At 60.5% G+C, this 12,946-nt stretch carries 12 protein-coding genes; 5 read left to right on the top strand and 7 right to left on the bottom strand.

Annotation, left to right across the window (positions count from 1 at the left end; all coding sequences use genetic code 11):
* Position 1: 1 nt before the first annotated feature.
* Entirely contained in the window at positions 2-559 is a 558-nt protein-coding gene (locus RG2_RS27045; protein WP_033236676.1) for a TetR/AcrR family transcriptional regulator, read from the bottom strand.
* Positions 560-612: 53 nt separating this feature from the next.
* Between RG2_RS27045 and RG2_RS27040 the strand changes: the two genes are divergently transcribed.
* Together RG2_RS27040 and RG2_RS27035 are read left to right on the top strand one after the other, a co-directional pair.
* Entirely contained in the window at positions 613-1,581 is a 969-nt protein-coding gene (locus tag RG2_RS27040) for a DMT family transporter (protein WP_033236677.1), read from the top strand.
* A complete protein-coding gene (locus tag RG2_RS27035; RefSeq protein WP_033236678.1) occupies positions 1,578-3,173 on the top strand; it encodes an amidohydrolase in 1,596 nt (531 codons plus the stop codon). The genes RG2_RS27040 and RG2_RS27035 overlap by 4 nt, the downstream gene beginning before the upstream one ends.
* On the opposite strand, the gene RG2_RS27030 is transcribed toward RG2_RS27035, so the two are convergent.
* Positions 3,163-4,383, bottom strand: coding sequence for a cytochrome P450 (locus RG2_RS27030; protein WP_033236679.1), 1,221 nt, complete (start codon positions 4,381-4,383; stop codon positions 3,163-3,165). The genes RG2_RS27035 and RG2_RS27030 overlap by 11 nt on opposite strands.
* Before the next feature lie 163 nt (positions 4,384-4,546).
* On the opposite strand from RG2_RS27030, the gene RG2_RS27025 reads away from it, so the two are divergent.
* Positions 4,547-5,101 (top strand): TetR/AcrR family transcriptional regulator, encoded by a 555-nt coding sequence (locus RG2_RS27025; protein WP_033236680.1) that lies wholly within the window; start codon positions 4,547-4,549, stop codon positions 5,099-5,101.
* Here RG2_RS27025 and RG2_RS27020 read toward each other — a convergent pair.
* The gene (locus RG2_RS27020; protein ID WP_033236681.1) at positions 5,088-6,626 is read right to left on the bottom strand and encodes an AMP-binding protein; all 1,539 of its coding nucleotides are present in this window, start codon (positions 6,624-6,626) and stop codon (positions 5,088-5,090) included. The two genes, RG2_RS27025 and RG2_RS27020, sit on opposite strands and share 14 nt — an antisense overlap.
* A gap of 135 nt (positions 6,627-6,761) precedes the next feature.
* On the opposite strand from RG2_RS27020, the gene RG2_RS27015 reads away from it, so the two are divergent.
* The gene (locus RG2_RS27015) at positions 6,762-8,300 is read left to right on the top strand and encodes an HNH endonuclease signature motif containing protein (RefSeq protein ID WP_072782753.1); all 1,539 of its coding nucleotides are present in this window, start codon (positions 6,762-6,764) and stop codon (positions 8,298-8,300) included.
* Positions 8,301-8,346: 46 nt separating this feature from the next.
* Positions 8,347-9,129 (top strand): trans-aconitate 2-methyltransferase, encoded by a 783-nt coding sequence (locus RG2_RS27010; protein ID WP_033237345.1) that lies wholly within the window; start codon positions 8,347-8,349, stop codon positions 9,127-9,129.
* On the opposite strand, the gene RG2_RS27005 is transcribed toward RG2_RS27010, so the two are convergent.
* The 4 genes from RG2_RS27005 to RG2_RS26990 are packed head-to-tail and all read right to left on the bottom strand — an operon-like array spanning position 9,126 to position 12,776.
* The gene (locus tag RG2_RS27005) at positions 9,126-10,097 is read right to left on the bottom strand and encodes a glycine betaine ABC transporter substrate-binding protein (protein ID WP_106939711.1); all 972 of its coding nucleotides are present in this window, start codon (positions 10,095-10,097) and stop codon (positions 9,126-9,128) included. The two genes, RG2_RS27010 and RG2_RS27005, sit on opposite strands and share 4 nt — an antisense overlap.
* An 11-nt stretch (positions 10,098-10,108) precedes the next feature.
* Complete coding sequence (locus RG2_RS27000) at positions 10,109-10,885, bottom strand: ABC transporter permease (protein ID WP_045066702.1); 777 nt, start codon at positions 10,883-10,885, stop codon at positions 10,109-10,111.
* A gap of 50 nt (positions 10,886-10,935) precedes the next feature.
* Complete coding sequence (locus RG2_RS26995) at positions 10,936-12,132, bottom strand: ABC transporter ATP-binding protein (protein WP_033237348.1); 1,197 nt, start codon at positions 12,130-12,132, stop codon at positions 10,936-10,938.
* A complete protein-coding gene (locus RG2_RS26990; RefSeq protein WP_033237349.1) occupies positions 12,129-12,776 on the bottom strand; it encodes an ABC transporter permease in 648 nt (215 codons plus the stop codon). Before RG2_RS26990 ends, RG2_RS26995 begins: the two co-directional genes overlap by 4 nt.
* Between the last annotated feature and the right edge of the window lie 170 nt (positions 12,777-12,946).

Raw genomic sequence — 12,946 nt, 5'->3', positions numbered from 1 at the left:
CCTACATTCGACTGATTCCGGCGCAGAGAAGTTCGACCAGGCGCCGATAAACGCGGTCGGGATCTGTGCCGGCTGGGTGGCCTTCTTGGGACTCCAACACGCAGAAGCCGTGCAGTGCGCTTCGCAACGACCACGCTGCCTGCTCCGAGTCGTCTTCACCGAGGCCGTATCCGGCAATGACTCGGTTGATGACGTCGACAACTTCTCCGACCGCTGCGACGAGGTCTGCGTGTGGGGCTGTCGGGTAGCGGTCGGTGATCGCGTACAGCCCGGGGTGGATGCGAACAAATTCTCGCCACGCGTCGGCGAGTGCCACGACGGCGTCGTCGCGGGAGAGGCCGACTGCGGCGTCGCGGAGGTGCTGGGCGAGCAGTTTCCGGGCGAGGAGGCTGAGCTGGTGTTGGACGTCGTCGACGCCGTCAACGTGCTTGTAGAGAGCTGATTGCCGCACGTCGAGGGTGTCGGCGAGTTGGCTGAGAACCAGTGCGTCCGGGCCTTTGCTGTCCACAAGTTCGGCTGCGGCCGAGATGACACGTTCGCGGGTAACCGGGGTTCTCATGGCTCTATCTTCCCTTGTGGGGCAGATCTCACTGTCAGTGATACATTATCACCATGAGTGATGATGTATCTTCGGGACTCGCCTCGGCGCGGACCGGCGACGAGCAACGCCGTCGAGATCTGCGAGTGGTTGTCTCTGGTGCATGCATTCTCGGCCTCACGTCGATCCTGTACGACCTGTCCGGGGTGTCGCCCGCGACCGGCGCGTTCTTCCGGTGCGTCTACGCCTTGATTCCGCTCGGGATCCTCGTCTGGGTTCAACGACGCCGCCAACCGGGAAAGACCTCGACGAGGCCGTGGATAGTCAAGGCTGTTCTTGCTGGAGTGTTCCTGGGCGTCGACCTCGTTCTGTGGCATGAGGCGATTCACTCGATTGGCGCCGGTTTGTCGACGGTGCTCTTGAATCTGCAGGTGCTCTTTGTGGCTGTCCTGGGCTACATAGTGCTACGCCAGCGCATTACGAAGGAACTGGTGACGAGCCTGCCACTTCTCCTGGTGGGTGTGGCGTTGGTTGCGGGAATGAGTACGACGCTCACCGGAGCCAACCCTGCTGTAGGTGCGACGTTCGCGGTGATCGCTGCCGGCGCGTATGCCGTGTATATCTTCCTGATGGGATTGGCGACGCGAGCTGCGGGCCGGACTGCATTGCCGGTGCTGGTTTCCACGATCGCTACCGGACTTACATCCGGCTTGATCGGAATTGTCACCGGAACTCTTGATCCTGCACCAGCTTTACCTGCTCAAGGGTGGCTCATCCTGCTGGCCTTGGTATCTCAAGTGGTGGGGTGGCTATTGGTGGCAAGTGCGAGCCAGCGGTTGCCAGCTGGTTCCGTTGCCGCCAGCTTGGTGCTGCAATCGGCGTCGGCGTTATTGTTCGGTGCCTTTCTGCTTTCTCAGATCCCCAGCGTCGTGCAGATTGTCGGTGCGGCGCTGATTCTTGCCGGAGTGGTTGTCGCGACGCGGCAGCCTGCAGCGAAAACACCGACAGCCGTTGTCGGTGAACGAATGGAGACACGAGCATGACCGTGACGGCCGACCGCATCTACATCAACGGCGACATCAAGACCATGGACGGATCGAGCGCTGTTACGCCGACGGCCATGGCAAGCAAGGACGGCAGATTTGTGGCCGTCGGATCCGATGCCGAGATCACGGTGCTGGCCGGACCTGACGCGGAGATCGTGGATCTGGACGGAGCGGTGGTAGTTCCCGGATTCATCGAAACCCATCTGCATCCGATGATGTGGGGATTGATGCTCGGGGACGTCGAGGCCACGACGGGTGCGTGCCCCACAATCGACGCGGTTGTTGCTGCATTGGCCGCGCGCGCGGAGACGACGCCGCCTGGTGAGGCAATCCAGGCGTGGGGATTCGACGACAGTCTTGTGGCCGAGGACCGGGGATTGACGACAGCAGATCTCGACCGCGCGTCGACGCAACATCCGATTTTGGTGCGTCACCTGTCTGCTCACGGGATCTACGTCAACTCGCTTGCACTGGAAATGGCTGGGATCACGCAGGCTACCGTCGACCCCGAGGGTGGCGTCATCGTCCGCGATGCCGACGGCACACCTACCGGGGAGCTGTGCGAGATTCCGGCAATGTCGTTGGTGCACAATCTGGCTCCTGCAATGGACCCGGGCGACTCCAAGCTGGCGCTACTGCGAGCGCAAGATGTGATGGCATCCGTAGGCGTGACCAGCTTCCACGACATGTACGTCACCTCGGAGATGTACGACGCCTACCGCGAGCTTGACGACGAGGGCGAACTGCGCCTACGTGCGCGGCTGTACCTGGGTCATGGTGTGCACGATCAGTTGGGCGAACTAGCTGATTCGACCAGCCATGTAGCGGTTGGCGGCGTGAAACTGATTTCGGACGGTTCCATTCAGCTGCACACTGCGGCGCTGAGCGAGCCGTATCACGATTTGGGTGGATGTCATTGTGGTGGAATGGCAATCCCGTCGGGTGCGCTCGATGCTCTGGTGAGCGAGCATCACGGCGCGGGACGGCAGGTAGCGATTCACACCAACGGTGATCAGGCTATCGACCATGCGCTCGACGCCATTGCCCTCGCCAAGGCCGCGTACCCTGACATCGACATTGCGCACCGGCTCGAGCACGTGCAGACGCTTCGCGAGGATCAAATTCGGCGAATGGTCGAAGTAGGTGTTGTTGCATCGATTTTCGTCAATCACGTCTACTACTGGGGTGATCGTCACCGTGATCGTTTTCTCGGTCCCGGCCGAGGTGAACGAATCAGCCCGGTAGCGTCGGTCGTGGCTGCCGGACTTCCCTACGGTTTGCATTGTGATTGCCCGGTCACTCCGGTGAATCCGCTCTTCACCATGAATACCGCTGTCCATCGGCTGACACGCGAAGGTCATGTTCTCGGTGCGCAGCAACGTGTGAGTACGCACGATGCGTTGTCCGGCTACACACATGCCGCCGCACGCATCACCGGCGAAGAGGTGGACAAGGGCAGAATCGCAGTAGGTCTGCTGGCGGATTTTGTTGTCCTTGACGGAGATCCGCTTGTAGATGACACTGTCGATCTGGCGGCACTTCGGGTACTGCGGACTGTTGTGGGCGGAGAAACGATCTTCACGGTGTGACGGTCAGGAGCAGACTCTGATGGCGCCTCACGAACAGGCTCGGCACCCATTCGGGAGGCGCACCGTCTGTCAGGCTCACGTGTTGGCTCTTCTCGAGCAGCATTGTGAGTGCGATCTTTGCTTCCAGTCGAGCAAGAGCGGCGCCGACGCAGAAGTGGGCTCCCTTGCCGAAAGCCAAATGCGAGCGAAGATTTGGCCGTCCGATGTTCAGGATGTCCGGATCCGGGAAGGCGGCCGGATCGCGATTGGCCGAGCCCCACAAGAGGATGAGATGGCTTCCCGCAGAAAGTGGGACGCCGCCTAGCGTCGTATCGCGGGTGACATGGCGATGGTGTCCGCGGAACGGGGACTCGAGTCGTAGGGATTCTTCGAGGAACGGTGGAATCAATTCGTGATTCTCTCGAAGTTCTTGCTGTAGTAGAGGATTGTCGGCCAGTATCCGAGCGGAATTAGCGATCAAACCTGCGGTGGACTCGCCTCCAGCGCCGACAAGTTGGACGAGAATCAATACTGCGACGGTTGTATCGATATCGCCGTTGGTGTTGGCGCGCACCAGATCGCCGAGTAGGTTCTCGCCTGGTGCGGCCTGGGCGGCTTCCAGTTTGTTGTACAGGTACCCGGCGAGTTGGGTGGCTGCGTTCACGACTTCGGGCAGGCGTTCAGCGCTCACTAACCCGCTGAGCAACTCAGTGCTGTCGTAAGACCACGTCAGTAGTTGCGGCACATCCGCTTCGGGTAGTCCGATCAGATGGGCGACCATCTGCAGTGGTAGTCGATCGGCGAGCGCAGAAACCCACTCGATGTGCCGTCCATCGAAGTGGTTGTTCCACAACCGTTCTGCGTAGTCGGCGATGGCAGGTTCCATGGTACGGATTCGTTTGGCGACCAGTGTGGGTAGAACCTGTTTGCGATGTCTTTGATGGCTGGGATCGTCAGCGGTGGCAAGGACGTGAATCGCTTGCCCATTGCCATCCATGTCGAACGTGACCGGTGGACCTTCTGCCGGGTGGACCAGAACACCGGTGAGATGGGACGAGAAGTCTTCGGTCCGGGTGAGTGCCTCGGTGACAAGTTTCCAACTCGAGACGAGGTAGAAGTTGGTACCGGGAACCCGGTACGCCGGGCACTTTTGTCGCAGTGACGCATACAGCGGGTACGGATTTTCGATGTTTGTGATGGCAAATGGGTTGATGTCGGTCGAGGCGGTCATCGGCCTAAGAATTCTCCGCTCGCACAGGCATTGTCAACACCGAAAAATAGGAGTTGACCAGGGAGTTTCATAAATTCTCACCCGATTCGTCGTTCTCGCATTCGATGCTGGTCACAGCAGTGGAATGGGTCCGAAGATGAGAATCTTTGGCTATCTTTGTCTCATGGTGAGACATATTGAACCGAGAGGCGCAGACTGGCTGGCCGGCGGTAATCGTCATGAGTTGGCGGTGGAACGCATCTATGCGGCCGCCGCCGAACTCATTCTCGAGCGCGGATTCCAACGAATCAGCGTCGACGAGGTGGCTGAGCGCGCGGGGTGCTCGCGGGCAACGCTGTACCGCTACGTCGGCGGGAAGAAGGCGATCCAAGACGGAGTGATCTCCCGTGCGGTTGAAGCGGTAGCGCTCGAGGTGTCAGCTGCCGTCGAACCATTGGAAGGGGATCGGCGGGTAGTCGAAGCCGTGCTTGCTTCGGTGCGTGCGATCCGGGCGAACGCTGCAGTCAGTGCAGGATTCGCGTCTGCCCGGGGCAAGGGAATGGACGAGTACCTCATGTCGTCGCCGCTGCTGGGTGAGTCGGCGAAGCATCTTGCGGGGCTGGGCGCCGGCGACGAAACCTCACAGTGGGTGGTCAGGATAGTTCTCACGCTACTTGCCTGGCCGTTGGCTGATGAAGAATCAGAACGACGCATGGTCGAATCTTTTATCGGGAGGTGATTGCCCCTTCTGCCTCCGCAGCGATGCGTAGATCGCGCTTGAGGACCTTACCGGCAGCAGAGAGGGGCAGAGCGTCGACGAACTGCATCGAGCGGGGTGCCTTGTACGCGGAGACAAGCGATTTCACGTGATCGCGAAGTTCCTCGAACTCGACGTGAACGCCGGGATGCAGAACCACCACGGCATGTACTCGCTCGCCCCACTTCGGATCGCGCACTCCCACAACAGAACACGCAGCGACAGCAGAATGCCTGGCCAGCGCGTTCTCCACCTCCGTGGAATAGACGTTCTCACCTCCGGTGATGATCATGTCCTTGATCCGGTCGACGATGAACAGATAACCGCGTTCGTCGAGGTATCCCGCGTCGCCGGTGTGCATCCAGCCGCCGGCGAGAGCCTCGGCCGTCTCGGCAGGAAGATTCCGGTATCCGAGCATCAGATGGTCACCGCGAGTAACTATTTCGCCGACGGTTCCGGTTGGTGCCTCGTTTCCGGCGGGATCGACGATCCGCACTTCGCAGTGCGGAAGTGCGCGACCGGCAGAGCGAAGCAATTCGCCGCCTTTCAGGTGATCTGCAGCGCTCAGGACGGTGATGTGCGCTGTTTCGGTCATCCCGTAACCCTGAGTGAAACCGCTATGCGGAAACACCTCCATGGCGCGTTCGAGCAGAGCCGGCGAAATGGGGGAGGCGCCGTACCTGACGACTTGGACACTCGAACGGTCGTAGGAATCGAGATCGTCTGCGGCAACCAACATGTGAAGCATCGTCGGTACGACGCCCACCGTGGTGGGACGATGTCGGTCGATCGCCTCGAGCATGGCCCTGGCCGAGAACACCGGCAGGAATACCTGCGTGCCGCCCATGAGGTTCTGCGCCATCCAGCTCGCGATGCCGGCGATGTGGAACAGTGGATTCGCAAGCAGATTCACGCCGTCGGCGATGGCGGGTTTGCCGGCAGCCAGCGTTCCGAACGTCGACGTCATCAGGCCTTTGTGGCTGACCATCACCCCTTTGGGACGGCCAGTCGTTCCACCTGTGTAGAGCAGAAGCGCAACGGCGTCGTCGCCGATCCGTAGGTCGGGGACAGGTTCCGATTCGGCGATGAGACGGTCGTAGTCGATCATGCCCGTGGGGACAGCCCCCGAGCCGGCGTACACGACGCGGTCCAGGGTGGGGCAGAGTTCGCGGAGTTCGGGAACCAGTGGGGCGGAATTCTCGTCGACGATCAGAATCGTGGATCCGGAATCCTCGAGGGCAAAGGCGATTTCCGGCGCGGTCCACCGTGAGTTGAGCGGGCTGACCGTTGCGCCTGACCACCAACCAGCCAAGATCGTCTCGTGACATCGATCCGAATTGAGCGACAGGAGTGAGACGCAATCGCCCGTACCGGTGCCCAGTCCGTTCGCGAGTCGCGCCACGCGATCAGCAGATTCGGTGGTGCTGAAGGTTCGATCGCCGAACACCGTCATGGGGCGTCCCGGCGATTCGCGCAGGGACCGATGAATGAACTGGGTCAAAAACATGACTGTCCTCCGGCGGCAGTGAATCAACGACTCCGAAATCATCGCATCAGGCCTCCACCGAGCGATTTTTCGGACTAATCCGACTGGTTTCGAAATCCTGTTCTATTCGAACAGGATTTCGATTATGGTTGGGGAATGTTCGATCCGGGGGTGGGAAGTTTCGGTATCTCGGCACAGCTGAGTGGTACCGAAACTGATTGCGCCCTCGTTGATTTGATGGCCCAGTTGCATTCGTGCGAGGCGATGTTGGTCGAGCGGAAACTGGCCGTGGTGGCGGAGTTTTTCACCCGCCGTAGCGCCGAGCATGTCGAGGGTGGCACGTGGACGTCGTCGGCGCACGAGTTGGCCGAATCCGAGGTCAGCGCGGTCCTGACGATGGGACGGGCTGCTGCCGGGAAGCTCATCGGGTTGGGTTTTGCGTTGAAGACGCGGTTGCATCGCACGCGGGCGGCGATGGCCCGCGGTGAACTCGACTTCTACCGGGTTGGGCTGATCGAGTCCGCGACCGCGAATGTCAGCGACGAGCTGATCGACGAAGTCGAACGCTTGCTGCTCGAGCAGGTGTTGGCTCCACCGGTGGACGGTGGGACGGGGTTGACGGGTCGGCGGTTGACGGCGGCGATCGACCGGATCGTGGCCCGCGTCGATCCGGAAGGCATGCGGGAACGACGACGCCGAGCCCTCGCCGATCGGTTCGTGGGGGTTAGTGCCGCCGAAGACGGGATGGCCCGCATCCTCGGCAGTATCCCGGCGGAGCAAGCCCGCGCCTTCGACGGCCGGTTGCGGGAACTGGCGATGTCGGTGTGCCGCCACGACTCCCGCACCTATGAGCAGCGCCGAGCGGATGCGTTGGGCGCTTTGGTGAGTGGTTCGACGGTGTTGGTGTGCGACTGCGAGCGCGGTGATTGCCCGCAGGACCGCAGTGGTTTGGTGATCATGCGCCGGCCGTTGGTACATGTCGTAGTACACGATTCCACCCTGAGCCCAGGATCGAACGAACCTGCACATCTCGACGGCTTTGGCGTCATCAGCGCAGAGCATGCCCGCAACATCGCGAAAGACGCAGACGTTCGGGAAGTGCGAGTCCCGGCAGATGCTGAACCTGAACCTGAACCTGAACCGACACCTGAGCCGGCATCGGCGTTGGTGTACCGCCCCGGCGCGGCACTCGACACGTGGCTGCGGATCATCTCGGGCAGCTGCCAATGGCCGCACTGCGATGTCCCCGCCTGGAATTGCGACCTCGACCACAACGACCCGTTCAACCACACCGACCCCGCCCAGGGTGGCAAGACGGTTGCGTCGAATCTGAGCGCGTTCTGCCGCAACCATCACCGCCTCAAGCACTCCGGGAAGTGGCAGCTCAATCCGAACCCGGATCGGAGCATCACCCTGACCTCGCAGACCGGTCATTGCTACCGCACCAGAGATGCCGGACTACTCGCCGGTCAACAGGAACCGCCGCCACCGGAAGGCGGAACCCGGCGACGGACACGACTCGAAAACAAAGTGGCCCAAATCCGAAGCGAACGAAAACACCGTCGCGTCAAGATTCAACACCGGGCGGCACAACATGCCGAACGGAAACGCCGCCAAACCTTCCCGATTTCCACACCCCGCAAGCCCATGCCCCGAGAAACCATCGACTACGGCAACGACCCACCCCCATTCTGAGGTGTCACAGCCTCCACGAATTTGCCACGACAGGCACAATGGGCACATGCGCAGTGTTACGTGGAACCCCGAAATCTACGGTCGATACGCCGACGAACGCTCACGCCCCTATATCGACTTGACTTCGCGGATAGCGGCGCAGGCGCCGGCGCGAGTCGCGGACCTCGGATGCGGATCAGGGTCACTGACCGGGATACTCGGTGAGCGTTGGCCGGATGCTCGTGTGGTGGGGACTGATTCGTCGCCCGAGATGGTGGCACAGGCGCCCACCGATCTGCCCGGCAACGTCACCATCACGCTGCAGGACATCAATGAGTTCGATGCCACCGGCTACGACGTCATTGTGAGTAATGCTGCATTGCAATGGGTTCCGAACCATCGTGAGCTGATCGACGGATGGGCCGAGACCATGGCGCCCGGAGCGTGGATTGCGTGGCAGGTTCCCGGTAACTTCGACGCCCCGTCGCACGCTTTGATGCGTGAACTTGCCGAGTCGTCCACATGGCGTGATCGTGTGGGTGGAGTTTTGCGTGGCCCTGAGGGTGTTGACGACCCGGCGCACTACGCAGCCAGACTGCAGGCTCACGGGTTCGACGTCGATGCCTGGGAAACCACGTACATCCATGTACTGACTGGCGAAGACCCTGTGCTGGGCTGGGTTCGGGGGACAGGCCTGCGTCCGGTGCTTGATGTGCTCAGTGAAGCCGACTCGCTCGAATTCGAGCAGGAGTACTCCGCAAGGCTCCGCGAGGCCTATCCCTCCACGGCCGCAGGCACACTGTTCCCGTTCCGAAGAGTCTTCTGCGTGGGGCGAAAAATGAGTGACTAGTCCGCTGTCACAAACCCTTCCGACACCATCCAATCTCGGGCAACCTCTGCGGGTTCCTTGCCTTCGACATCCACTTGGCGATTCAGTTCGGTCATCACCTCGTCGGTGAGACGAGCCGAAATCGGCGCCATGACCTCAGCTACCTGCGGATGATCCTCGGCAAAGCTCGCACGCATGACAAGGGCTGGATTGTATTTGGGGAAGAAGGACAGATCGTCCTCGAGTAGCTCGAGGTCGAGGGCGATGATGCGTCCGTCGGTGGTGAACACCTCGCCGAACTTGCACTGATCACCGTCGGCTGTCGCCTGGTAGATGATGCCGGTCTGCAATATCTGGCGCTGGGCACGCGAAGCGTCGAATCCGTATTTTTCTGCGAGACCGGGGTATCCGTCTTGACGGACGTTGAACTCGGTCTCGACGCATGTCACTGCAGCACCGGGATCGGATTCGACCAACTTAGCGTAGTCGGAGACAGTCTTGACTCCGGTCTTCTCGGCCGTCTCCTTGCTCATCGCCAAGGCATACGTATTGTTCATCGGCGCCGGATCGGTCCACACCATGTCGTTTGCAGCCAGGTCCGCATCGCGGACTGCCTCGAACTGAGCCTGCGAATTGGGAAGCGGTGTCTCGTTTCCGAGGTAGTTGATCCATCCGGTGCCCGTGTACTCGTAGGCAAGATCGATCTGCCCGTTGAGTTGCGCGTCGCGGGTGCTGTTGGAGCCCTGGATGTTGGTGAGGTCGCGAACTTCGGCGCCGGCCGCAGACATCGCGAATTCGATGATGTATCCCAGGATGATCTGCTCGGTGAAGTCTTTGGAACCGACGGTGATCTTCACGCCTTCGAGTTCCGGAACTGGCTGGATACTTCCCGGACCGACCGCGAGGGGTAGTGCGCCGCCGGATTCCAAACCACACGACGCCACAAGGGCAAACCCGAGTGCGGCTGCGGTAATTTTCCAACCGCGCATGCGTCGTCGATTCATCGCAATCCCTTTGGCCCGAGGAACTGTTCGGCGAGTGCGCCCAACCAGTCGATGAGCAAAGCGAGCGATACCGCAAGCACCGCGCCTACTACCAGCGTCACGTTGTCGCGCAGTTTGTACCCGGTGTCGATCATGATCCCCAGTCCGCCGGCACTGACCAGGAAACACAGTGTTGCTGTTCCTACGGCAAGAACCAATGAAGTACGAAGACCGGCAAGGATATAGGGCACTGCCATCGGGAATTCGAGCTGTCGCAAAATGGTGAACGTTGACATGCCTTGGCCGCGCCCGGCGTCGATCAGTGTCTCGTCCACCTGCTGATAGCCGAGAATCGTGTTGCGCAGCACCGGAAGCAGTGAATAGAACGCGATGGGGAATACACCGATCCAGAATCCGGTGGTGCGAGTGGCGAGATAGAACAGGACCAGAAGGCCGATGGCCGGTGCAGCCGCGCCGATGTTGGCTATTCCCACGAAGAACGGCGCCAGACGGGTGAATCTCGGTCTGGTCAGCAGAGTGCCGAGCGGCACGGCCACCGCGACGACGATGATGACCACCGCGGCTGTGAGCAAGATGTGCTGCCAGGTGAGCGTCGTAATGTTGTCGACGTTGATACTGGCTTTCTGCGTTGCGTTGAGATCGCGGCTGAAGGCCCAGACCAGTACTCCGACTACAAGTATCAGGACGACAACCGGCTGAACCAGTAGCCGGATCCTTTCTGCTCTACGTGTGGCGGCATTTTCGGCGGCACCGAGATCCGCGCCGCCATCAATATCTGCGGCTCCAGCAGCGGGCGGCGCTGCCAGGTCCTCCGTCGACGCGCTCACTCCGGAACATCCTCGTCATGATCGTGTGCGTGTTCCTCACGCATCTCCGAAAGATGGCTGACCAGTGTGTCGATGGTGATGAGACCGACGTATTCGCCGCGCCGGCCGGTGACTACCGTCGACGCATTGCTTTCGGCAAGCAGCGCTTCGAGTGCATCTTGCAGTGTCGACTGAACGGACACGGCTTCCCCGATTTCGTTCCCAACGCCACGCAGCGACGACGCGTGTGCCAGATGTGACGGTGAGACCCAGCGGAGTGGGCGTCCGCGCTGATCGAGAATGAGGGCCCACTTCCACTTACGTGCTGCGAGTGAACTTCTCAGCTCGTCCACCGAGTCGGTCTCCCGCGCGGTGAGGCATTGCTTGAGTTTGATCTGCCGCACCCGCGTCAACGTCAGCTGCTTGAGGGAGGCGTCGGCGCCGACGAAGCCCGCGACCATGTCATTGGCCGGATTGGCGAGGATAGCTTCGGGAGTGTCGTACTGCATGATCGTGGATTGATTGCCCAGCACGGCAATTCGATCGCCGAGTTTGACTGCTTCGTTGAAATCGTGGGTGACGAATACGATCGTCTTCCCGAGTTCCGTTTGCAGACGCATCAACTCGTCCTGCAGTAGTCCGCGCGTGATGGGGTCGACAGCACCGAAGGGCTCGTCCATCAACAGGACTGGGGGATCAGCGGCAAGTGCCCTCGCGACCCCGACACGCTGCTGCTGACCACCGGACAGCTGCCGGGGATAGCGGTCTCGATACGTATCCGGATCCAGCCCCACGAGATCCAGCATCTCGTCGGTGCGGGCAGCAATCCGCTTCTTGTCCCAACCGATCAATCCCGGCACCGTCGCCACGTTCTTGGCAATCGTGAAGTGTGGAAACAGGCCGGCCTGTTGGATCGAGTAGCCGATGCCGCGTCGCAGCTTGTCCGGGTCGATCGACAAGGCATCTTTGCCGTCGATGGTGATCTTTCCGGACGTGGGTTCGATGAGACGATTGATCATGCGCATCGTGGTGGTCTTGCCGCAGCCGGACGGGCCGACGAAGACAACGATCTCACCTGCAGGAACAGTGAGGGACACGTTGTCGACTGCCGCGTCTTTCTGTCCTGGGTATCGCTTGGTCACGGATTCCAGAACGATCTCGACTCCGGAAACCGTGGGATCGCTGGTGACGTCATGGGGGATGGTTTCAGTCACTGGAGACCCTTCGAGGTAGTGAGCCGACCGATGACGACGTAGATGGCGTCGAGTATCAGAGCCAGAATGACGATGAGTACCGTGCCGGTCAGTGCTTGAGGAACAGCTGTTGGGCTGCCGACGCGAGATAGTCCGGAGAAGATCAAGTTGCCCAGACCTGGGCCTTTTGCGTACGCCGCGATAGCCAGAATGCCCATGAGCATCTGAGTGCTGACCCGCATACCGGTCAGGATCGACGGCCACGCGAGAGGCAGTTCGATGCGGCCGAGTACACGCAGTCGATTCATACCGACACCGCGTGCAGCATCGGTGATGGCCGGATTCACCGAGTCGAGACCGATGATGGTGTTTCTGATGATCGGAAGTAGTGCATAGAGAATCAGTGCGGTGATGGTCGGCGCGACACCCAGACCGAGAATCGGAATGAGAAGTCCGAGAAGAGCGAACGATGGAACAGTCAAGATCGTGCTGGCCAGCGCTGTTGCCACTGATGAACCAATAGGACTGCGATACACGAGAATTCCGATGGCAACCGCGGCAATGGTTGCAATAATCACCGACTGAATGACGGCCGAAACATGGAGATACGAATCGGTCAATAGCTGTTGTCGTCGTTCGACGACAAATTCCCACAGTGCGCCCATTTTCCGAACCGACCCTCTTTCGGACTGTTGCTGACTCGAACGTGTACCCGTCCCGCAGTTCGGATACACAGGCGTCGTTCGAGTCGTGAAGTGTTTACGTCGACCCTCGTCCAAAAAGTTCAGTACTGCAACTATTTCGGATAGCTGCGTGTCGGATGTTGCTCAACAGA

Origin of the sequence: Rhodococcus globerulus NBRC 14531 (genome assembly GCF_001894805.1) — a bacterium.
Classification (GTDB): Bacteria; Actinomycetota; Actinomycetes; order Mycobacteriales; family Mycobacteriaceae; genus Rhodococcus_F; species Rhodococcus_F globerula.
The sequence above is the reverse complement of the archived record's forward strand: the minus strand, read 5'-3'. Positions and strand labels throughout refer to the sequence as shown.

Bases quoted from the DNA above. Each gene is read 5' to 3' on its own strand.
- RG2_RS27045 (WP_033236676.1), bottom strand. From the start codon at position 559: ATGAGAACCCCGGTTACCCGCGAACGTGTCATCTCGGCCGCAGCCGAA.
- RG2_RS27040 (WP_033236677.1), top strand. From the start codon at position 613: ATGAGTGATGATGTATCTTCGGGACTCGCCTCGGCGCGGACCGGCGAC.
- RG2_RS27035 (WP_033236678.1), top strand. From the start codon at position 1,578: ATGACCGTGACGGCCGACCGCATCTACATCAACGGCGACATCAAGACC.
- RG2_RS27030 (WP_033236679.1), bottom strand. From the start codon at position 4,383: ATGACCGCCTCGACCGACATCAACCCATTTGCCATCACAAACATCGAA.
- RG2_RS27025 (WP_033236680.1), top strand. From the start codon at position 4,547: ATGGTGAGACATATTGAACCGAGAGGCGCAGACTGGCTGGCCGGCGGT.
- RG2_RS27020 (WP_033236681.1), bottom strand. From the start codon at position 6,626: ATGTTTTTGACCCAGTTCATTCATCGGTCCCTGCGCGAATCGCCGGGA.
- RG2_RS27015 (WP_072782753.1), top strand. From the start codon at position 6,762: ATGTTCGATCCGGGGGTGGGAAGTTTCGGTATCTCGGCACAGCTGAGT.
- RG2_RS27010 (WP_033237345.1), top strand. From the start codon at position 8,347: ATGCGCAGTGTTACGTGGAACCCCGAAATCTACGGTCGATACGCCGAC.
- RG2_RS27005 (WP_106939711.1), bottom strand. From the start codon at position 10,097: ATGCGCGGTTGGAAAATTACCGCAGCCGCACTCGGGTTTGCCCTTGTG.
- RG2_RS26990 (WP_033237349.1), bottom strand. From the start codon at position 12,776: ATGGGCGCACTGTGGGAATTTGTCGTCGAACGACGACAACAGCTATTG.